The organism is Variovorax sp. FG153 (assembly GCF_057809595.1).
Genome location: NZ_JBMDKG010000039.1, coordinates 54,227 through 74,641 on the forward strand (window position 1 = coordinate 54,227; position 20,415 = coordinate 74,641).

At 69.1% G+C, this 20,415-nt stretch carries 21 protein-coding genes; 9 read left to right on the forward strand and 12 right to left on the reverse strand.

Translation table 11 applies throughout. The annotated features are described in order from the left end of the window. Positions 1-3: 3 nt before the first annotated feature. From paaD to ACODT0_RS31475, 8 genes are read right to left on the reverse strand one after another with little or no spacing between them, the layout of a single operon-like run. Positions 4-522: a 1,2-phenylacetyl-CoA epoxidase subunit PaaD gene (gene paaD / locus ACODT0_RS31440; protein WP_093352182.1), complete on the reverse strand. Its 519-nt coding sequence runs from the start codon at positions 520-522 to the stop codon at positions 4-6. An 11-nt stretch (positions 523-533) separates the two neighbouring features. Continuing rightward, a complete protein-coding gene (gene paaC, locus ACODT0_RS31445) occupies positions 534-1,313 on the reverse strand; it encodes a 1,2-phenylacetyl-CoA epoxidase subunit PaaC (RefSeq protein ID WP_489043086.1) in 780 nt (259 codons plus the stop codon). 10 nt (positions 1,314-1,323) lie between these two features. Further along, positions 1,324-1,620, reverse strand: coding sequence for a 1,2-phenylacetyl-CoA epoxidase subunit PaaB (gene paaB / locus ACODT0_RS31450; protein ID WP_057593738.1), 297 nt, complete (start codon positions 1,618-1,620; stop codon positions 1,324-1,326). After that, on the reverse strand, positions 1,617-2,624 hold the full coding sequence (paaA, locus tag ACODT0_RS31455; RefSeq protein ID WP_057593739.1) for a 1,2-phenylacetyl-CoA epoxidase subunit PaaA: 1,008 nt from the start codon (positions 2,622-2,624) through the stop codon (positions 1,617-1,619). Before paaA ends, paaB begins: the two co-directional genes overlap by 4 nt. Before the next feature lie 41 nt (positions 2,625-2,665). After that, positions 2,666-5,131, reverse strand: a complete 2,466-nt coding sequence (locus ACODT0_RS31460; protein WP_489043087.1) for a penicillin acylase family protein — start codon at positions 5,129-5,131, stop codon at positions 2,666-2,668. Between the two features lie 31 nt (positions 5,132-5,162). After that, positions 5,163-6,473, reverse strand: a complete 1,311-nt coding sequence (paaK, locus tag ACODT0_RS31465) for a phenylacetate--CoA ligase PaaK (RefSeq protein WP_057593741.1) — start codon at positions 6,471-6,473, stop codon at positions 5,163-5,165. A 30-nt stretch (positions 6,474-6,503) separates the two neighbouring features. Beyond that, positions 6,504-6,944 (reverse strand): hydroxyphenylacetyl-CoA thioesterase PaaI, encoded by a 441-nt coding sequence (gene paaI / locus ACODT0_RS31470; protein ID WP_057593742.1) that lies wholly within the window; start codon positions 6,942-6,944, stop codon positions 6,504-6,506. A 3-nt stretch (positions 6,945-6,947) separates the two neighbouring features. Then, positions 6,948-7,751 carry an enoyl-CoA hydratase-related protein gene (locus ACODT0_RS31475; protein ID WP_489043088.1) on the reverse strand — a complete coding sequence of 268 codons (804 nt, stop codon included), beginning with the start codon at positions 7,749-7,751 and terminating at the stop codon, positions 6,948-6,950. 164 nt (positions 7,752-7,915) lie between these two features. Between ACODT0_RS31475 and ACODT0_RS31480 the strand changes: the two genes are divergently transcribed. Together ACODT0_RS31480 and ACODT0_RS31485 are read left to right on the forward strand one after the other, a co-directional pair. Continuing rightward, positions 7,916-8,518 (forward strand): phenylacetic acid degradation protein PaaY, encoded by a 603-nt coding sequence (locus tag ACODT0_RS31480; protein ID WP_057593744.1) that lies wholly within the window; start codon positions 7,916-7,918, stop codon positions 8,516-8,518. Between the two features lie 52 nt (positions 8,519-8,570). Then, entirely contained in the window at positions 8,571-9,206 is a 636-nt protein-coding gene (locus tag ACODT0_RS31485) for a TetR/AcrR family transcriptional regulator (protein ID WP_489043089.1), read from the forward strand. A 22-nt stretch (positions 9,207-9,228) separates the two neighbouring features. Here the strand turns inward: ACODT0_RS31485 and ACODT0_RS31490 are convergent, their stop codons facing one another. The 4 genes from ACODT0_RS31490 to ACODT0_RS31505 are packed head-to-tail and all read right to left on the reverse strand — an operon-like array spanning position 9,229 to position 13,399. After that, on the reverse strand, positions 9,229-10,266 hold the full coding sequence (locus ACODT0_RS31490; protein WP_057593746.1) for a VWA domain-containing protein: 1,038 nt from the start codon (positions 10,264-10,266) through the stop codon (positions 9,229-9,231). Positions 10,267-10,321: 55 nt separating this feature from the next. After that, positions 10,322-11,323: a DUF58 domain-containing protein gene (locus ACODT0_RS31495; RefSeq protein WP_413764289.1), complete on the reverse strand. Its 1,002-nt coding sequence runs from the start codon at positions 11,321-11,323 to the stop codon at positions 10,322-10,324. Positions 11,324-11,349: 26 nt separating this feature from the next. Beyond that, positions 11,350-12,369 carry an AAA family ATPase gene (locus ACODT0_RS31500; RefSeq protein WP_057593748.1) on the reverse strand — a complete coding sequence of 340 codons (1,020 nt, stop codon included), beginning with the start codon at positions 12,367-12,369 and terminating at the stop codon, positions 11,350-11,352. A gap of 43 nt (positions 12,370-12,412) precedes the next feature. Continuing rightward, the gene (locus ACODT0_RS31505; RefSeq protein ID WP_057593749.1) at positions 12,413-13,399 is read right to left on the reverse strand and encodes a S1C family serine protease; all 987 of its coding nucleotides are present in this window, start codon (positions 13,397-13,399) and stop codon (positions 12,413-12,415) included. A gap of 113 nt (positions 13,400-13,512) precedes the next feature. Between ACODT0_RS31505 and ACODT0_RS31510 the strand changes: the two genes are divergently transcribed. The 7 genes from ACODT0_RS31510 to ACODT0_RS31540 all read left to right on the forward strand — a co-directional run bounded on the left by ACODT0_RS31510 (position 13,513) and on the right by ACODT0_RS31540 (position 20,415). Continuing rightward, positions 13,513-14,373, forward strand: a complete 861-nt coding sequence (locus ACODT0_RS31510; protein ID WP_489043090.1) for a TatD family hydrolase — start codon at positions 13,513-13,515, stop codon at positions 14,371-14,373. Positions 14,374-14,527: 154 nt separating this feature from the next. After that, on the forward strand, positions 14,528-14,986 hold the full coding sequence (locus ACODT0_RS31515; protein ID WP_057593751.1) for a hypothetical protein: 459 nt from the start codon (positions 14,528-14,530) through the stop codon (positions 14,984-14,986). Positions 14,987-15,110: 124 nt separating this feature from the next. Then, a complete protein-coding gene (locus ACODT0_RS31520; RefSeq protein WP_057593752.1) occupies positions 15,111-15,665 on the forward strand; it encodes a DNA-deoxyinosine glycosylase in 555 nt (184 codons plus the stop codon). A 4-nt stretch (positions 15,666-15,669) separates the two neighbouring features. Continuing rightward, positions 15,670-16,449, forward strand: coding sequence for a class I SAM-dependent methyltransferase (locus ACODT0_RS31525; RefSeq protein WP_296741606.1), 780 nt, complete (start codon positions 15,670-15,672; stop codon positions 16,447-16,449). Positions 16,450-16,453: 4 nt separating this feature from the next. Further along, the gene (tfpB, locus tag ACODT0_RS31530; RefSeq protein ID WP_057593754.1) at positions 16,454-18,244 is read left to right on the forward strand and encodes a type IV pilus assembly ATPase TfpB; all 1,791 of its coding nucleotides are present in this window, start codon (positions 16,454-16,456) and stop codon (positions 18,242-18,244) included. Positions 18,245-18,404: 160 nt separating this feature from the next. Further along, positions 18,405-18,890 carry a tripartite tricarboxylate transporter TctB family protein gene (locus ACODT0_RS31535; protein WP_057593755.1) on the forward strand — a complete coding sequence of 162 codons (486 nt, stop codon included), beginning with the start codon at positions 18,405-18,407 and terminating at the stop codon, positions 18,888-18,890. Positions 18,891-18,903: 13 nt separating this feature from the next. Further along, positions 18,904-20,415 (forward strand): tripartite tricarboxylate transporter permease, encoded by a 1,512-nt coding sequence (locus ACODT0_RS31540; protein ID WP_057593756.1) that lies wholly within the window; start codon positions 18,904-18,906, stop codon positions 20,413-20,415.

Consider the following 20,415-nt stretch of genomic DNA (forward strand, 5'->3'; position numbering starts at 1 on the left):
GGCCTAGATCGGCTTGAAATGTTCGAAGGGTTCGCGGCAGGCGAGGCAGCGGTACAGCGCCTTGCAGGCGGTGGAGCCGAAGGCCGACAGCCGCTCGGTGCGCTCGCTCGCGCAGCGCGGGCAGGCGATGCGCTCGCCGGCGAGGCGGCCGAACAGGCGGATCGGCACCGCGGTGCCGGCGGCCTGCTCGGGCGTGAGGTGGGCGGGCGGGGCGATGCCGTAGGCCTTGAGCTTGGCGCGGCCCTCGTCGCTGATCCAGTCGCTGGTCCAGGCCGGCGCGCGGCGCAGGGTGGCGCGCGCGGGGCCGAGGCCGGCGCGCTCGATCGCGGCCAGCACGTCGTGCTCGATGGCCTCGGTCGCGGGGCAGCCCGAATAGGTCGGCGTCAGCACCACCTCGAGGCCGTCGTCGTGCTCGATCACGTCGCGCACGATGCCGAGGTCGCAGACCGACACGGCCGGCACCTCGGGGTCGGGCACCGAGTGCAGCACCTCCCAGGCGGCGTCGATGCGCGAGGCGGCCATGGTGTCGGCAGTCACCACACGCCCCCGGGGAAGGCGCGCTGCAGGTGCTGCATCTCGGCCAGGATGTAGCCCATGTGCTCGCTGTGCACGCCCTGCTTGCCGGTGCTGCGGAACTTGGCCTCGGCCGGCGTGGCGAGGCCGGCGGCGTCGAGCACCTGCTGCATCTCGGCGAACCACGGTTCGCGCAGTTCGTTCCAGGCCGGGCCCAGGCCGCTGGCGCTGGCCTCGCGGTCGACGGCGTCGGCCTCGAACAGCTCGGGCATGTAGAGCCAGGCCTGCTTGAGCGCGGCCTCGGTGCGGCGGCGCGATTCCTCGGTGCCGTCGCCCAGGCGCACCACCCAGTCGGCCGAATGCTGCTGGTGGTAGCGCGCTTCCTTCAGCGCCTTGCCGGCGATGGCGGCCACTTCCTCGTCGCTCGAGCTCGCCAGCCGTTCCCACAGCAGCTTGAGCAGGGTGGCGATCATGGTGTTGCGCACCACCGAGAAGGCGAAGTCGCCGCGCGGCAGCTCGACCAGCGTGAGGTTGAAGTAGTCGCGCTCCTCGCGCAGGTAGGCGAGCTGGTCCTCGTCGTGCTCGCGGCCGGCGCCTTCGAGCTTGCCGGCGTGGGTGAGCAGCGCGCGCGCCTGGCCCACGAGGTCGAGCGCGATGTTGGCCATCGCGATGTCCTCCTCGAGCACGGGCGCGTGGCCGCACCATTCGCCCAGGCGCTGGGCCAGCACCAGGCAGGTGTCGCCGATGCGCAGCAGGTACTGCACGGCGGGCGTGCGGTTCAGTTCGATCGATGCTTGCATGGCCGGCCGCTCACATGTGGTCGACGGACTTGGGCAGCGCGTAGAAGGTCGGGTGGCGGTAGACCTTGTCCTCGGCGGGATCGAAGTACATGTCCTTGTCGCCCGGATCGCTCGCGACGATCTGCTCGGAGCGCACGACCCAGATGCTGCAGCCTTCCTGGCGCCGCGTGTAGACGTCGCGCGCCATCTGGATCGCCATCTTCGAGTCGGCGGCGTGCAGGCTGCCGCAATGCTTGTGGTCCAGGCCGGCCTTGCTGCGCACGAACACTTCCCACAGGGGCCATTCTTGTTTCTGTTCGACGGTCATGCCGCCTCCTTCATCGGTTGCTTGTTGGCATGGGCGAGTGCGGCTTCGCGCACCCAGGCGCCGTCTTCCCAGGCGTCGACACGGGCCTGCAGGCGTTCGCGGTTGCAGGGACCGTCGCCGCCGATCACGCGCCAGAACTCGCTCCAGTCGATGGTGCCGAAGTCGTGCGCCTGGCGTTCCTCGTTCCACTTGAGGTCGGGGTCGGGCAGGGTCACGCCGAGGATGGCCGCCTGCTCGACGGTGGCGTCGATGAACTTCTGGCGCAGCTCGTCGTTGCTGAAGCGCTTGATGCCCCAGCGCATCGACTGCGCCGAGTTGGGCGACTGGTCGTCGGGCGGGCCGAACATCATGATCGAGGGCCACCACCAGCGGTTGACCGCGTCCTGCACCATCGCCTTCTGCGCGTCCGTGCCGTGGGTCATCATGGTCAGCAGCGCCTCGTAGCCCTGGCGCTGGTGGAAGCTCTCCTCGCGGCAGATGCGGATCATGGCGCGCGCATAGGGCGCGTAGGAGCAGCGGCAGATCGGCACCTGGTTCATGATGGCCGCGCCATCGACCAGCCAGCCGATGGTGCCCATGTCGGCCCAGGTCAGCGTGGGGTAGTTGAAGATCGAGCTGTACTTGGCCTTGCCGGTGTGCAGCGCGTCGAACATCTGGTCGCGCGAGGTGCCCAGCGTCTCGGCGGCGGCATAGAGGTAGAGGCCGTGGCCGCCTTCGTCCTGCACCTTGGCCAGCAGGATCGCCTTGCGCTTGAGCGTGGGCGCGCGGCTGATCCAGTTGCCCTCGGGCAGCATGCCGACGATCTCCGAGTGCGCGTGCTGGCTGATCTGGCGCACCAGCGTCTTGCGGTAGTGATCGGGCATCCAGTCCTTGGCCTCGATGAAGTCGCCGGCGTCGATGCGCGCGTCGAAGCGTTCCTCGAGCCGCAACTCGTCGGCCGAGCGCAGGGCCTTCTTGCCGTCGCCGGCGTCCTTGCCCATGGTGTCCATGGCTTGTGTGTACATCGCGGTTCTCCTTGAGAGGTGAAGAGGTCGTCGATCGGTTGTCAGTAGCTCAGCTGCTTCGTGGACCGCGCGCGGCGGTCCACCTCGGCCGGCGTCAGGGCCTCGCTCTTGCAGCCGAAATCCTTGAACAGCGCCATCTGGTCGGCGTAGTGGGGCGACTTGCGGCCGTCGGGTGCCACGAAGCCGCTCTGGCCCGGCGGGGCGGCGGTGCACAGCACGACGCCCTTGGCGCCGAGCACCACCTTGTCGTTCTGCGTGCCGCGGTTCATGTAGCTCGGCAGGCTCAGCTGCTCGTCGGCCCCGGCCTGCGGCGCGCCGATGAAGTTGCTGGTGAGGAAGACATGCTTCGTCACCGGCGTGCGCCACTTGGCGGTGTCGCTGCCGAAGCGCTTGTCGAGCTCGGCCACGGCCTGCGCGAGCGTGGCGCGCAGCACGGCGTTCTTGTCCTCGCCGTTGAAGAAGTCGTAGCGCTGCGGCACGCCGGCCTTGGGGCCGAGCAGCGCGTTGTAGACCAGCTTCAGGCCGTTGCCCGGGCGGATGCTGGCCACCTGCGTCTCGCCGGCATAGCCGGTGCCCGCATAGGCCGCGAACACCTCGGGCGGCAGGTCGTCGGCCAGCACCTTGCGGTAGAGGATCGGCAGCCAGGCCGTCATGAGCGTGGTGGCCGGGCTGTCGTAGACGCCGCGCTCGGCCGGGTCCTCGTTGAGCATGTTCCAGTCCGCCAGCAGCTGGGCCGCGCGGCGCGCCGGGTCGGCGGCCGGCAGGCCGCGCGTCGCCTCGAGCGCGAAGGGCACGAGGTAGCGCGCGTTGGTGTCGGCGTAGGCGGTGGTGCGGTTGAGCGCCCAGAGCTCGTCGGGCGTGAGCCGGGGCTTGGCCTCGAGCCGCGCCGTGAACTCGCGCACCCGGTCGACCACCGAGTAGTTGCCGCCGTCGCTGACCGCGCCCGGCGCCGACTGGTTGTTCCAGTTGGCGACGTAGCCCTGCGCCGGATTGAAGGTCTTCGGGTCCTCGCCGAACGGGCGGATGCCGAGCCATTCCATCGAGCCGTCGCCCACGGCGGGCAGGCGGATGTCCTGCGTGGCTGGACGGATCGGCAGCCGGCCCGGCGAGACGTAGCCGATGTTGCCGGCGGTGTCGGCGTAGTACCAGTTGATGGTGATGGCCACGCGCGAGGCCTGCGCCAGCCACTGCTCCCAGTTCTGCGCGCGCATCGCGTGGATCCAGCCCAGCAGCGACTCGAGCTCGTAGCCGTCCCAGCTGCGCTTCATCGAATACGCGGTGCCGTTGGGCAGGTCGAAGTTGGTCACGGTGCCGTGCACGGTGGCGTAGATGTCCAGGCTCTGGTCGGGCTGGCCCTTGACCTTGATGAGCTCGGTGCGCTTGCTCATGGCGCGCATCGCGCCGTTGAAGCGGTACTGGTGGGGGTTGGCCGGGTCCAGCTTCTCCTGGTACATGTCGTTCACGTCGAGCGGACCGGCGGTGGCGCCCCAGGCGATCTTGCCGTTGGTGCCGAACAGCACCACCGGATGCGCGAACGGCGTGTTGCCGGTCACGTCGAAGCCGGCGCCGTGCAGGCCGATGCCGAACACGTACGAGGGATTGAACCAGTTGAACTGCGGACCGTTGATGAAGACGGTGCTGCCGTCGGTGGTCTTGTTCGGGCCGGCGATCCAGAGGTTGCTGGCGATCGGGCGGGTCCAGGGCTCGGCCACGCCGCGCCGCGCGGCATCGATCTCGTTGCGCGCGACCAGCAGCTCGGGCGAGACCGGCGCCAGCGCCGCGCGATGGGCGGCGTGCGCATCGTCGGCGGCGTCCTGCGCCACGACCTTGGGACGCGGCACGGTGGTGGGCGCGAGCGGGTCTTCCACCCAGCGGATCTGGTCGAACAGCTGGCGGCCGGCCTCGTCGCCGCGCGCCTTGCGCAGCTGCTCGAGCAGGCGCAGGTTGGCCAGTTCGCTGCTCACGTTGGAGTAGCGGTTGGCCATGGTGCCGACCCAGATCATCGCCACGTCGTAGCCGGTCCAGTCGGCCTTCGGGCGGAAGCCGGCATCGGCGAACTGCTTGGGCAGCAGGGTGGCCGGCGCGGCCAGCACTTCGTTCACGCGCGCATTGAAGCCGGCGGCATAGCCGTCGAAGATGGCCTTGTCCTCGCTCGACAGGCGCGCCATCTGCGCGCGGATCGAGGCGGGGTCGAAGCTGGCGCGGCTGCCCTTGTCGAGCGCGACATAGGCCGGGCCCATCACTTCGGCGACGGTGCCCAGCACGGCGCGGCGCGCCATCTCCATCTGGAACAGGCGGTCTTCCGCGACGGCGTAGCCGAAGCCGTGGAACAGGCCGCGCACGTCGTTGGCATAGACGTGCGGCACGCCGTAGTCGTCGCGCTTGATCGTGACCTTGCCGGCCGGGGGCATGGCCGCGCCGGTGGCCGGGGCGGTGGAGTTGGCGGCGCAGCCGGCCAGCGCCACCAGGGCGCAGGCGAGGGCGATCGATCGGAAATTCAGTGTCATCGGTGGCGGTTCGGGGGAAAGCGGCGGCGCCTCAGCGCGGGCGGTTGTCGACGACGCGCCGGGCCTTGCCGGTCTGCGTGCGTTCCATCTCGTTCGGTGCATGCACCACCACGCGGGTGGAGATGCCGACCAGCGTCTTCACGCGGTGCTGCACCCAGCCGGCGATGGCCGCGCGGTCGGCCGCGGCGGCTTCGTTCGGCGCGAGCTCGCAGTGCACCTCGACCTGGTCGAGCAGGCCTTCGCGGCTCACGTGCACCTGGTAGAGGCCGGTGAGGGCGCCGTGCGCGAGCACGATCTCCTCCACCTGGGTGGGGAACACGTTCACGCCGCGGATGATCATCATGTCGTCGCTGCGCCCGACGATCTTGCCCATGCGGCGGAAGGCGCGCGAGGTGGGCGGCAACAGGCGCGTGAGGTCGCGCGTGCGGTAGCGGATGATCGGCATCGCCTCCTTGCTCAGCGAGGTGAAGACCAGCTCGCCTTCCTCGCCGTCGGCCTTCAGTTCGCCGGTCTCGGGATCGATGATCTCGGGATAGAAGTGGTCTTCCCAGATCACCGGGCCGTCCTTGCTCTCGACGCATTCGCTGGCCACGCCCGGGCCCATGACTTCGCTCAGGCCGTAGATGTCGACCGCGTCGATGCCGGCCTTGGCCTCGATGTCGCGGCGCATGGCCTCGGTCCAGGGCTCGGCGCCGAAGATGCCGATGCGCAGCGAGCTGTCCCTGGCGTCCAGGCCCAGGCGCTCGAACTGCTCGATGATCACCTGCATGTAGCTCGGCGTGACCATGATGATGTCGGGCCGGAAGTCCTGGATCAGCTGCACCTGCTTCTCGGTCTGGCCGCCCGACATCGGGACCACGGTGCAGCCCGCGCGCTCGGCGCCGTAGTGCGCGCCCAGGCCGCCGGTGAACAGGCCGTAGCCGTAGGCGATGTGGATCAGGTCGCCGGCGCGGCCGCCCGCGGCGCGGATCGAGCGCGCGACCAGGTCGGCCCAGGTGTCGATGTCCTTCTTCGTGTAGCCCACCACGGTGGGCTTGCCGGTGGTGCCCGAGGAGGCATGGATGCGCGCGACCTGCTGGCGCGGCACCGCGAACATGCCGAAGGGGTAGTTGTCGCGCAGGTCGCTCTTGACCGTGAACGGGAATTTCGCGAGGTCGGCGAGCGTCTTGAGGTCGCCCGGCTGCACGCCCTTGGCGTCGAAGGCCTGGCGGTAGTGCGGCACGTTGTCGTAGGCGCGCTGCAGCGTGTCGCGCAGGCGCTGCACCTGCAGCGCGGTGATCTCGTCGCGGCTCGCGGTCTCGATCGGTTCGAGATCGCCGGGGGCGGGGCGGGGTGCTGGCATGACGGGGTCCTCGGTTCTTTTGCGTTCGGTTCAGGCCGCGACGGCGGGGCGGCCCTTGGCGGTGTAGGAGCGGCCGCGGAAGATCGCGACGCGCTCGCCGCGCTGGTTGGTGATCTCGGTGTCGTAGACGCCGGTGCGGCCAGCCTTCGAGACCTCGAAGCAGCGCGCGGTCAGCAGGTCGCCTTCGCGCGCCGGGGCGATGAAGTCGATCGCGAAGCCCGAGGCCACGGTCAGCTCGTTGTAGGAGTTGCAGGCGAAGGCGAAGGTGGAATCGGCCAGCGTGGCCATGAAGCCGCCGTGGCAGATCGCATGGCCGTTGAGCATGTCGGGGCGCACGCGCATCTCGATCGTGGCCTGGCCGGGGCCGACCTCCACGATGCGCATGCCCAGGCCCTTGGAGGCGTTGTCGTTGGCGAACATGCCGTCGCGCACGTATTCGGCGGTCTGTTGCGGGGTGCGTTCGGTGCTCATGGCTCAGCGGTCCTTGAAGACGGGGGCGCGCTTGGCGCGGAAGGCCTCGACACCTTCGCGGTAGTCATTGGCGGCGCCGAGCTCGCGCTGCAGGCGGGCCTCCTCGGCCAGTGCGGTGTCGAGGTCCATGGTCTGCGCGGCGTTCATCGCGGCACGCGTGGCGACCAGCGCGCGCGAGGGCATGGCGGCGAGCCGGCCCGCGAGCGCGGCGGCGGCGTCGGCCAGCGCGGCGTCGTCCACCACCTGCCAGATCAGGCCGATGCGCGCGGCTTCCTCGGCCGGCAGCTTGTCGCCGAGCATCGCGATGCCCAGCGCGCGCGCCGGGCCCACGAGCCGCGGCAGCAGCCAGGTGCCGCCGGTGTCGGGCACCAGGCCGATCTTGGTGAAGGCCTGGATGAAGCTGGCCGAGCGCGCGGCGAGCACGAGGTCGCAGCACAGCGCGAGGTTGGCGCCGGCGCCGGCGGCCACGCCGTTGACCGCGGCGACCACGGGCACGGGCATGCTGCGGATGCGCTGGACCAGCGGGCCGTAGAGCTTCTCGATGACATGGCCCAGGTCCTTGGGGGCGGCGCCGGGGCTGGTGTCGGGCGCGACCATCGGGTCGGCGAGGTCCTGGCCGGCGCAGAAGGCGCGGCCGGCGCCGGTCAGCACCACGCAGCGCACTTCGGCATCGGCCGCGGCCGCTTCGAGCGCCGCCAGCAGTTCGGCGTGCAGTTCGCTCGTGAAGCTGTTGAGCGCCGCGGGGCGGTTGAGGCTCAGTGTGCGGACGGCGCCGGCATTGCCGACGAGGACCAGGGGTTCCGACATGGGCTTGTCTCTCATCTGTGTGGGGGATGACTTCGGGTCAATTACTATTGACCGACCGTTCGGTAGATTTTAGGATCGCGAACGAATCCGGCACAAGTCCAAAGCATTCAGGGAAAACCCTGAATTGCGAGACGGAGGACCGGCACCCACAGGAGACCGCACCCATGCCCAGCTACGCCATCGACGGCGTGATCCCCGTCGTCGACCCCACCGCCTACGTGCATCCGTCCGCCGTGCTGATCGGCGACGTGATCGTGGGCCCGAACTGCTATGTCGGCCCCTGCGCCAGCCTGCGCGGCGATTTCGGCCGCATCGTGCTGGAGGAGGGCTCGAACCTGCAGGACAACTGCTGCGTGCACGGCTTTCCCGACAACGACACGGTGATCGAGGTCAACGGCCACATCGGCCACGGCGCGATCCTGCACAGCTGCGTGGTGCGGCGCGACGCCATGGTGGGCATGAACGCCGTGGTGATGGACGAGGCCGAGATCGGCGAGAAGGCCATCGTGGCCGCCAGCGCCTTCGTGCCGGCTGGCATGAAGGTGCCGCCGCGCACGCTGGTGGCGGGCATGCCCGCGCGCGTGAAAAGAGAACTGAGCGAGGCCGAGATCGCGTGGAAGCTCGAGGGCACGCAGGTCTACCAGGCGCTCGCGGTGCGCAGCCTCGCGACGATGCGCGAGGTCGAGCCGCTGGCGCAGGTCGAGGCCGGGCGGCCGCGGCTGCCTTCGATCGACGTCAAGCCGCTGATCGCGACCAGGCGCAGCTAGGATCGCGCGCTGCCCGTCACACCCTCTCAACGCCAGAACAGAAAGAACACCGATGCCCAGAGGAAGATCCGCCAGCTACGACGACCAGCGCGAGCTCATCCTCGAGCGGGCCGCGCGGCTGTTCGCGCGCCAGGGCTACCCGGCCACCTCGATGAACCAGGTGGCCGAGGCCTGCAATCTCTCGAAGGCCACGCTCTACCACTACTACAAGGACAAGCGCAGCCTGCTGATCAGCATCGCCGAGACGCACGTCTCCAAGCTGGCGGCGCTGGTGGCCGAGGAGGAGGCCTCGACGCAGACCGACGAGGAGCGGCTGCGGCGCTTCGTCTACCGCATCGTCGAGGAGTACGCGGGCGCGCAGGACGCGCACCGCGTGCTGACCGACGACGTGCGCTTCCTCGAGGAAGAAGACCGCGAGCGCGTGCTCGACAAGGAGCGCGAGGTGGTCGCGGGCTTCGCGCGCGCGGTGGCCGCGCTGCGCCCGGGCACGCCGAGCGACGACCTGGCCAAGCCGCTGACCATGCTGCTGTTCGGCATGATCAACTGGATGTTCACCTGGATGAAGCCTGGCGGCCAGCTCGACCATGCCTCGATCGCGCCGGTGGTGGCAGACCTGTTCCTCGGCGGCATCGGTGCCGTGAAGGCGCCGCCGGCGCACGCGAAGAAGAAGCCGAAGCCGGCCGCCTGAAGGGCGCCGCCCGGCGGCCGCTTCAAAGAATCCGGTTGAACCAGAGCAGCGAGAGCCCGGCCGACAGCAGCGTGAGCACCGCGGCGCCGAGCGCGAACAGCGCCGAGATCTCGGTTTCCTTCTTCTCGACCGTGAGCCGCGAGCTCAGCGTCTCGTAGACCTTCTTGAGGTCGGCGGCGGTGCCGGCATAGAAGTAGTCGGCCTGGGTCTTGCTGGCGACGGCCTTGAGGGTTTCCTCGTCGAGCCGCACGCGCATCGACCAGCCCTCGAAGCCGATGGTCTCGCCGTCGACCGTGCCGATGCCCACGGTGTAGATGCGCACGCCGCGGTCGGCCGCGGCCTTGGCCGCGTCGAGCGGATCGACGCCGGTGGTGCGCTGGCCGTCGGTCAGCATGATGATCGCGGCCGAGGTGAAGGAGCCCGGCGCGACCGGCGTGAATTCCTTGGCCGGCTTGTCGGCCTGGTCGATGGCCACGCCGCGCTGGCGGCTCGGCGCACTGAACTGCGAGACGTCGATGCCGGCCTCGGGGAACAGGGTGGCGAGCGACACCACGATGGCATTGCCGGTGGCCGTGGCGCGCTGCAGCTGGAAGCTGTCGATCGCGGTCACGAGGTCGTCGTGGTTGGTGGTGGGCAGCTGCGCCACCTGCGCGCTGCCCGCGAAGGCGACGATGCCGACCTTCACGTTGCGCGGCAGGTCCTTGATGAAGCTCTTGGCGGCATCCTGCGCCGCCACCAGCCGGTTGGGCTGCACGTCGGCGGCGCGCATGCTGCCCGAGACGTCCATCGCGAGGATGATGGTCTGCTGGTTCGACGGCAGCATCACCACCGCCATCGGCCGCGCGGCCGCCACCAGCATCGCGGCCAGCGCGAGCAGGAACAGGAAGGGCGGCACGTGGCGCCGGATGCTCTGGCCGGTGCCCATCGCCTCGCGCACGATCGACAGGCTGGCGTAGCGCACCGCGAGCTTCTTCTTGCGGCGCAGCAGCCAGAGGTAGAGCAGCACCAGCAGCGGAAGCGCCAGCAGCAGCCAGAGGAATTGGGGCCAGAGGAAGGTCACGGCGAAATCCTCGCGCTCGTCGTCGCCAACGTCAACTCGATATACCCGATGGTCGTCATGCAGCCACCGCCTTTACAGGACGCGAGGCACCCGAAGTGCGCACGCGCCGCTTGCGCATGTCGGCGAAGCGCACGATCGCCTCGACCAGGTCGTCGGCGGTCGACAGCTCCAGCGTGTCGACGCCGGCACGGGCCAGCGCGCCGCGCAGCGCATCCTCGCGTTCGCGGGCGATGCGCGCGAAGCGGCGGCGGAAACCCGCATCGTGGGTGTCGACCCAGAGCTGCTCGCCGGTCTCGGCATCGCGCAGCGGCACCAGGCCCAGGTCGGGCATGTCGAGCTCGAGCGGGTCGAACAGGCGCACGGCCACCACCTCGTGGCGCTGCACCAGCTGGCCCAGCGGCTTCTCCCAGCCGGGTTCGCTCAGGAAGTCGGACACCACGAACACGGTCGAGCGGCGCGGCATCAGGGTGGCGGCCGACTTCAGCAGGTCGTCGAGCCGGGTCATGCCCTTCTGCGGCGGCGCCTTGTCGGCCTGGCCGGCGCGGCGCTCCATCGCATGCAGCAGGTGCAGCACATGGCGCCGGCCGCTGCGCGGCGGGATCACGGCTTCGAGATCATGGCCGTAGACCAGCGCGCCGACGCGGTTGCCGTGGCGCGTGAGCAGCCGTGCCAGCACGCCGACGAAGCCGGCCGAGATCTCGCGCTTGGCCTTCAGGCCCGAGCCGAAGTCGACCGAGCGGCTGAGGTCGAGCACGAACCAGGCCGACATCTCGCGGTCTTCGGTGAAGACGCGCACGTGCGGCGTCTGCAGCCGCGCCGTGACGTTCCAGTCGATGTGGCGCACGTCGTCGTGCAACTGGTATTCGCGCAGGTCGGCCAGGTCGAGGCCGGTGCCGCGCATCAGCGTGCGGTAGTCGCCCTGCAGCAGGCCGTCGAGCCGGCGGATCACGGTCCATTCGAGGCGGCGCAGCGCGCGCTCGGCGCCGCCGGCCTCGAGCGCGGGGCGTTCGTCGTTCGCGGCGGCCTCGGGGGCCTTGCGCCACCAGCTTTTCTTCATGGCGGGTCGTGTCGTGCGGTGCGGTTTCAGGCGGCGAGCTTCTCGTGCTCGAGCGGCTTCGGCGGCGCGGGCACCGCGCGCATGATCTTCTCGATCAGGCCATCGGGCGTCAGGCCCTCGGACAGGCCCTCGTAGGACAGCGTCACGCGATGGCGCAGCACGTCGGGCACCAGCGCCGTCATGTCCTCGGGCAGCGCATAGCTGCGCCCGCGCAGCAGCGCCAGGGCGCGCGCGCCCTCGGTCAGGCTGATGCTCGCGCGCGGGCTGGCGCCGAAGGTGATGAAGCGGCCCATGTCCTTGAGCCCGTGCTTGTCGGGCGTGCGCGTGGCCGAGACCAGCTTCACCGCGTACTGGATCAGCGAGGGATCGACGTACACGCGCCGCGCCTCGGCCTGCAGCGAAGCGAGCTGCTCGGTGGTGGCGACCGGCACGGCCTCGACCGGCGCGCCGATCACGCGCTGCACGATCACGAACTCCTCCTCGTCGGTCGGGTAGTCGACCAGCACCTTCATCATGAAGCGGTCGACCTGCGCCTCGGGCAGCGGATAGGTGCCCTCGGTCTCGATCGGGTTCTGCGTCGCCATCACGAGGAAGGGGCGCGGCACCTTGTGCGTCTCGCCCGCGATCGTGACCTGGCGCTCCTGCATCACCTCGAGCAGCGCGCTCTGCACCTTGGCCGGCGCGCGGTTGATTTCGTCGGCCAGCAGCAGGTTGGCGAACACCGGGCCCAGCGAGGTGCTGAAGTCGCCGGTCTTCTGGTTGTAGATGCGCGTGCCCACGAGGTCGGAGGGCACCAGGTCGGGCGTGAACTGGATGCGCTTGAACTGGCCTTGCACGGTGTCGGCCAGCGTCTTCACGGTCAGCGTCTTGGCGAGGCCCGGCACGCCCTCGACCAGCAGGTGGCCGCCCGCGAGCATCGCGACCATCACGCGCTCGAGGAAGCGGTCCTGGCCCACCACCACGCGCTTCACCTGGTAGAGGATCTGCTCCATCAGCTCGGCGGTGCTGGCGGGCGTGGCGAAGGAGGAGGTCTCGGTGCTGCTCATTCGGGGCTCTTTCTGGATCGGATGAAAGGAAGAGGAAGGCGGGTCAGAACGGCGGCGAGCCGGCCGCCGAGGCGGCGTTCTCGATCGGCACCGCGAAGCCGATGCCGATGAAGGTGCGCTGCTGCGTGGGATTGAGGATGGCAGTGACGATGCCGAGCACCTCGCCGTCCATGTTGACCAGCGGCCCGCCCGAATTGCCGGGGTTGGCTGCCGCGTCGAACTGGATCAGGTTGCCGAGCTCCTGCTTGCCCTCGGGCGAGCGGAACGAGCGCTTGAGGCCCGACACCACGCCGGCCGACACCGAGGGGCCGATGCCGAAGGGAAAGCCCACCGCCGCCACCTGGTCGCCGGGGCGCAGGTCGGCGGTCGAGCGCATCACGGCGGGGATCAGGTCGTCGGGGATCTTCTGCGCCTGCAGCACCGCGAGGTCGTTCTCGGGCTGCACGCCGGTGATGACGGCCGGCGCCTCCAGGCCGTCGGCGAAGGTCACCTTGATGGTCTCGGATCCCGCGACCACGTGCAGGTTGGTGAGGATCACGCCCTTGTCGACGATCACCACGCCGGTGCCCACGCCGCGCTCGACCTGGCCCGGCGGGCCGTCGTCGGCCGGCGCCTCGGGCGACTTGCCCTTGGCCATGTTGCGGCCGCGCTTCTGGGTCTTCGCCTCGGGCGTGGCCTTCTCGGAGCCGTAGCCGACCACGCGCACCACCGAGGGCCGCACGATGTCGGCGGCCTTGGCGGCGGGCGAGGGCAGGGTGTTGGTCTGCAACGTGCGCAGCACGGCCGCGTCGATGTCCTTCTGCGTGAGCTGGCGCGTGTTGCCGCGCTGCCACCAGGCCGCGCCGCCGGCCGCGAGGGCCGCGCACAGCGCGAGGCTCAGCAGCGCGAAGCTGCGGCGCCCGGGTTGCCAGCGCTGGCGCGCGGCGGCGGGCTGCGGCGCCACGGGATCGGCCGCGGCCTGCCCGGAGGCCCCGTCGTCGGACTCGATCGGCGTGCGTGGCGAGCGGCTGTACATGGCGGGCCTGCGCATGGGTGCACCTCCGGCAAAAGGATGTCGCGTGGTGGGTGTCACGCGATGAGCGTGATGAAAAGCACGGTAGCACGCTTTCTTCTGCCTTGCATCCCTTCGGGCATCATGACGCGATGGCTCTTTTCGTCGACACCCACTGCCACCTCGACGCGCCCGAATTCGGTGCGCAGATGCCCGAGATCCGCGCGCGCGCGGCCGAGCGGGGCGTCGCGCTGTGCGTGATCCCGGCCGTGGCCGCCTTCAATTTCGCGACCGTGCGTGAGCTGGCAGAGCGCCAGGGCGACGCCTATGCGCTGGGCATCCATCCGCTGTGCACGGGCGAAGCCAGGGAAGAGGACCTGGCCCTGCTCGACGCCGAGCTGGGCGCGCGGCGCGGCGACCCGCGGCTGGTGGCGGTCGGCGAGATCGGGCTCGACTACTTCGTCGAGCACCTCGACGACGACAAGCAACAGCACTTCTTTCACACACAGTTGCAATTGGCGCGCAAGCACGACCTGCCGGTGCTGATCCATGTGCGGCGCTCGGTCGACAAGGTACTCAAGCATCTGCGGCAGACCGCCGGCGGGAAGCCGTGGCGCGGCATCGCGCATGCCTTCAACGGCAGCGAACAGCAGGCGCAAGCCTGCATCGCGCTCGGGCTCAAGCTGGGCTTCGGCGGCGCCGTGACCTTCGAGCGCGCGCTGCAACTGCGCCGGCTCGCGGTCACCTTGCCGATCGAGGCGCTGGTGATGGAGACCGACGCGCCCGACATCCAGCCGCACTGGCTCTACCGCACGCAGGCGCAGCGCGACGCGGGCGAGCCGCAGGGCCGCAACGAGCCCGGCGAGCTGCCGCGCATCGCTGACGTGGTGGCTCGATTGCGCGGCATCGGCGTGGATGAACTGGCCGAAAAAACCACGCGCAATGCCATCGAGGCGATGCCGAAGCTCCAAAGTCTTCCTGGCCTGTCGGAGGGGTCCTTACCCGGGCCGTAGGCCAATGCCTTGACTTGGGTCCAAGTGCTTTCCGGGCCTGCATTTGCTGTCATCCTTGAACCGTGGAGCTTCGTTGGACAGGGGTGGCGACCTTCGTCACCGATGTCGAACGACAACGGCTCCCAGCATTTCATCCAAGAAAAGGAGTTCATCCATGAAAGCAACTTTCGCTCGCACCCTCCCCGTCGTGCTCGCACTGGCCTTCGGTGCCGTGGGCATCTCCGCCGTGGCACAGACCACCGCGCCCGCAACCGCCGAACCCACGACCACCGAAAAGGTGAAGGAAGCCGGCAAGGACGCCTACGACGCGACCAAGAACACCACCAAGAAGGCCGTGAACGCGACCGAGCGTGGTGCAGAGAAGGCCTGGGACGCGACCAAGCGCACCACCAAGAAGGCCGCCAACGCGACCGAGTCGGGCGCCGAGAAGACCTGGGACGCGACCAAGAAGACCACCAAGAAGGCCACCAACGCCACCAAGAAGGCCGCCACCAAGACCGGTGAAGTGGTCGAGAACGCCGGCCACAAGACGGCCGACGGCATGCGCAGCACGGGTCACGCCATCGGCGAGAAGATCCCGGGCACGGCCGAGAACGAAGCCGCCAAGAAGTAAGCAGACGGCACGCGCCGCGCCCTCGGGCCGGCACGGTCGATATGGAAACCCGCTGCGGCGGGTTTTTCTTTTGGGGCGCGCCACGCCCGTCCCGGCCGATCGCTTGCGGCCAGAATGCGCATCCATGCCCAGATCCAGACCCCCCGCAAGCCCGGCCCCGACCGAGCGCGAAGCCACCCCCGGGCCGTTGCTCACAGGACTTGCGCCGATCGTTTCGCCCGCCACCGTGCTGCTGATCCTCGGCAGCTTCCCGGGCGCGAGATCGCTCGAGCTGCAGCAGTACTATGCGCATCCCCAAAACCAGTTCTGGAAAATCTTGCAAGCCTTGTGGCCCCACGACCCTCTCCCCACGGGAGTAGATAGCTATCGAAAGCGTAGCGATTGGCTGATCGAGCACGGCCTCGGCGTGTGGGACGTCTATGCGGCCTGCGAGCGCGAGGGCAGCCTCGATTCGGCGATCCGCGCGGCCGTGCCCAACGACATCGCGGCGCTGCGGCTGCCGAAGCTGGCGGCCGTGGCCCACAACGGCGGCGAGAGCTTCAAGCACGCCCGGCACACCCGAACCCTGGGCGTGCCGGTCCATCAACTGCCTTCCACCAGCCCGGCCAATGCGTCGTGGAGCTTCGAGCGCAAGCTCGCCGCATGGCGCGAGGTGTTCTCTGTCCACGGACTGGTCTGACCCGATGGCCGCACGCAAGCAATCCACTTCCCGCCTTCCGGCCGAACTGCCCGAGGTCAACTTCTCCGACTGGGGCGACATCCGCTACCTGCACCTGGGCACCGAATGGGTCCAGGGCTCGATGAAGCTGGACGCGCCCTACGAGATCGAGCTCGAGTACGTGCAGCGCATGATGGCCTGGCTGCTGTTCGTCGACGGCACCGGCATCGGCAACCGCCATGCGATGCAACTCGGCCTGGGCGCGGCCACGCTCACCAAGTTCTGCCGCAAGACCTTGCGCATGCGCACCACCGCGGTCGAGCTCAACCCGCAGGTGGTGTCGGCCTGCCGCGGCTGGTTCAAGCTGCCGCCCGACGACGCCAAGCTGCGCGTGGTCATCGCCGACGCGGCCGAGGAGATCCGCCGGCCCGAATGGCAGGGCACGGTCGATGCGCTGCAGGTCGATCTCTACGACCACGAGGCCGCGGCGCCGGTGCTCGACAGCGAGGACTTCTATGCCGACTGCCGCGCGCTGCTCACCGAGGACGGCGCGATGACGGTCAACCTCTTCGGCCGCTCGTCGAGCTACGAGCGCAGCCTCGAGAAGATCCAGGCCGCCTTCGGCGCCGACGCGGTCTGGGCCTTCAAGCCGACGCGCGAGGGCAACACGGTGGTGCTCGCGCAGCGCCAGCCCAGCCGGCCCAGGCGCGAGGCGCTTGCCGAGCGTGCCCAAACCATCCAGACTCGCTGGGGCCTGCCCGCGCCCAAGTGGCTGCGGGTCTTCAAGCCGGTCCTTTCCATCTGAATCCATGAGCGCCGTTCCCGCTTCCGCCGCACCGGCCACCCGCCCCGAAGGGCCGCTCGAGCTGCGTCGCCTGATCGAATGGCTGGCCGCCGACGGCGTGATCTCGCCGATGGAAGCCAAGCGCACCATCGCGCGCTGCGCCCAGGCCGAGAGCCGCCAGCATCCGCTGGTGCGGCTGGCCAATGTCGCGATGACGCGCGAGAGCGACAGCAAGCCGCTCGACCTCGAGACGCTCGCGCAGTGGCTCGCGGGTCGCGCGGGCCTGTCCTATCTGCGCATCGATCCGCTCAAGGTCGACGTGGGCAAGGTGGCCGACACCATGAGCGCGGCCTATGCCGAGCGCCACAAGGTGCTGCCGGTGCAGGTGCTGCCCAACGAGGTGGTGGTGGCCACGGCCGAGCCCTTCCTCACCGACTGGATCTCCGAGGTCGAGCGCCAGTCGCGGCGCACGGTGCGGCGCGTGGTCGCGAACCCGGCCGAGATCCAGCGCTACACGGCCGAGTTCTTCGCGCTCGCGAAATCGGTGCGCGCGGCGCAGAAGGCCGGCGGCAACACCGGCGGCGCGAGCTTCGAACAGCTGGTCGAACTCGGCAAGAGCAACAGGCAGCTCGACGCCAACGACCAGAGCGTGGTGCAGGTGGTCGACTGGCTGTGGCAGTACGCCTTCGACCAGCGCGCGAGCGACATCCACCTCGAGCCGCGGCGCGACCAGGGCGTGATCCGCTTTCGCATCGACGGCGTGCTGCACCCGGCCTACCAGATGCCGATGGGCGTGATGAACGCGATGGTCGCGCGCATCAAGCTGCTGGGCCGCATGGACGTGGTCGAGAAGCGCCGCCCGCTCGACGGCCGCATCAAGACCCGCAACATGCGCGGCGAAGAGATCGAGATGCGGCTGTCGACCCTGCCCACGGCCTTCGGCGAGAAGATGGTGATGCGGATCTTCGACCCCGACACCGCGGTCAAGGACCTCGACGCACTGGGCTTCGCGCAGCACGATGCGCAGCGCTGGGAGCAGCTCGTCACGCGGCCCAACGGCATCATCCTCGTGACCGGCCCCACGGGCTCGGGCAAGACCACCACGCTGTACTCCACGCTCAAGCGCGTGGCGACCGAGGAGGTCAACGTCAGCACGGTGGAAGACCCGATCGAGATGATCGAGCCCTCGTTCAACCAGACGCAGGTGCAACCGCAACTCGATTTCGGTTTCACCGAGGGCCTGCGCGCGCTGATGCGCCAGGACCCGGACATCATCATGGTGGGCGAGATCCGCGACCTCGCCACCGCCGAGATGGCGGTGCAGGCCGCGCTGACCGGCCACCTCGTGTTCAGCACCCTGCACACCAACGACGCGCCCAGCGCCATCACGCGGCTGATGGAGCTCGGCGTGCCTTCGTACCTCATCAATGCGGTGATGCTGGGCGTGCTCGCGCAGCGACTGGTGCGCACGCTGTGCCCGCACTGCAAGCAGCCCGACGACGGCATCACGCGCGAGAAGCTCGAGGCCATCGTCAAGCCGTGGCAGATCACGGGCTCGGTGCGCGCCTACAAGCCGGTGGGCTGCGTCGACTGCCGCATGACCGGCTACATGGGCCGCATGGGCCTGTACGAATTGCTGAGCATCAGCGAGACCTTCCGCGCCGAGGTCACGAAGGAGCCCAACCTCGCCGCGCTGCGCCGCCAGGCCGTGGTCGACGGCATGCGGCCATTGCGCCTCGCGGGCGCATTGCGCGTGGCCGAGGGCCTGACCACGATCGAGGAAGTGCTGAGCGCGACCCCGCCGCTCGACGCTTGATAGGTCCCGGCGCAGCCTCGCGCCGAACACGAACTACCTACATTCGAGGCGCCCCGTGCACCGGGGTTATCCCTAAGTTCTCGATAGGTGGAACCCACATGAGGCTGACTTCCACCTGACTCCACAATCCCGCATCGAAATTTGTTCGAGGAGACTGTTCGTGAAAATCAAGAGTCAGAAAGACTTTTTCTCGGGCCTGATGTTCACCGTGGTCGGGGTCGCCTTCGCTTGGGGCGCCACCAACTACAGCGTGGGCACAGGCGCTCGCATGGGCCCCGGGTACTTCCCGCTGGTGCTCGGCATCCTGATGGCGGTGATCGGCCTGGGCATCATGTTCAGCGGCCTGACCGTCGAAACCACCGACGGCGAGAAGATCGGCAAGTGGGCCTGGAAGCAGGTGGTGCTGATTCTCGGCGCCAACCTGATGTTCGGCATCCTGCTCGGCGGCCTGCCGAGCATCGGCCTGCCGGCCATGGGGATGATCATCGCGATCTATGCGCTGGTGATCATCGCGAGTCTCGCGGGCCACGAGTTCAAGCTGCCCAGCGTGCTGATCCTGGCCACCGTGCTGGCCGTCGGCAGCTACGTGGCATTCATCTGGGCGCTCAAGCTCCAGATCCAGGTCTGGCCGACCTTCATCGGCTGAGGACGCAAGCACCATGGAACTCTTTCAAAATCTCTCGACCGGCTTCGGCGTCGCGTTCACCTTCACGAACCTGCTGTACTGCCTGGTCGGCTGTATCCTGGGCACGCTGATCGGCGTGCTGCCCGGCATCGGCCCCGTCGCGACCATCGCGATGCTGCTGCCCGCGACCTACGCGCTGCCCCCGGTGTCGGCCCTGATCATGCTGGCCGGCATCTACTACGGCGCGCAGTACGGCGGCTCCACCACCGCGATTCTCGTGAACCTGCCAGGGGAGTCATCCTCGGTGGTGACAGTGATCGACGGCTACCAGATGGCACGCAAGGGCCGGGCGGGGCCGGCACTCGCCGCGGCGGGCCTGGGCTCGTTCTTCGCGGGCTGCGTGGGCACGCTGATCCTGGCCGCCTTCGCGCCGCCGCTGACCGAGCTGGCCTTCAAGTTCGGCCCGGCCGAGTACTTCTCGCTGATGATCCTGGGCCTGATCGGCGCCGTGGTGCTGGCTTCGGGCTCGCTGCTCAAGGCCATCGCGATGATCGTGCTGGGCCTGCTGCTGGGCCTGGTGGGCACCGACGTGAACTCGGGCGTGGCGCGCTTCAGCTTCGACATCCCCGAACTGACCGACGGCATCGGCTTCGTGGCCATCGCCATGGGCGTGTTCGGCTACGGCGAAATCATCGCGAACCTCTCGCGTCCCGACGAAGAGCGCGAAGTGTTCACCGCCAAGGTGAAGGGCCTGTTCCCGACCAAGGAAGACTTCAAGCGCATGGTGCCCGCGGTGCTGCGCGGCACGGCCCTGGGCTCGGCCCTGGGCATCCTGCCCGGCGGCGGCGCGCTGCTGGCGGCCTTCGCGGCCTACACCATCGAGAAGAAGACCAAGCTGAAGCCGGGCGAAGTGCCCTTCGGCAAGGGCAACATCCGTGGCGTGGCGGCTCCCGAGTCGGCCAACAACGCCGGCGCGCAGACCTCCTTCATTCCGCTCTTGACGCTGGGCATTCCGCCCAACGCCGTGATGGCGCTGATGGTGGGCGCGATGACGATCCACAACATCCAGCCGGGCCCGCAGGTGATGACCAGCAACCCCGAGCTGTTCTGGGGCCTGATCGCCTCGATGTGGATCGGCAACGCGATGCTGATCATCCTGAACCTGCCGCTGATCGGCATGTGGATCAAGCTGCTGTCGGTGCCCTACAAGTACCTGTTCCCGGCGATCGTGCTGTTCTGCGCGATCGGCGTGTACTCGACCAACAACAACACCTTCGACATCTGGATGGTGGGCATCTTCGGCTTCGTGGGCTACACCTTCTTCAAGCTCGGCTGCGAACCCGCGCCGCTGCTGCTGGGCTTCATCCTGGGCCCGATGATGGAAGAGAACCTGCGCCGCTCGCTGCTGCTGTCGCGCGGCGACTGGAGCGTGTTCATCACGCGTCCGATCTCCGCCGGCCTGCTGGCTGCCGCCTTGCTGCTGCTCGTGATCGTGCTGCTGCCGGCCGTGAAGTCGAAGCGCGAGGAAGCCTTCGTCGAGGAGTGA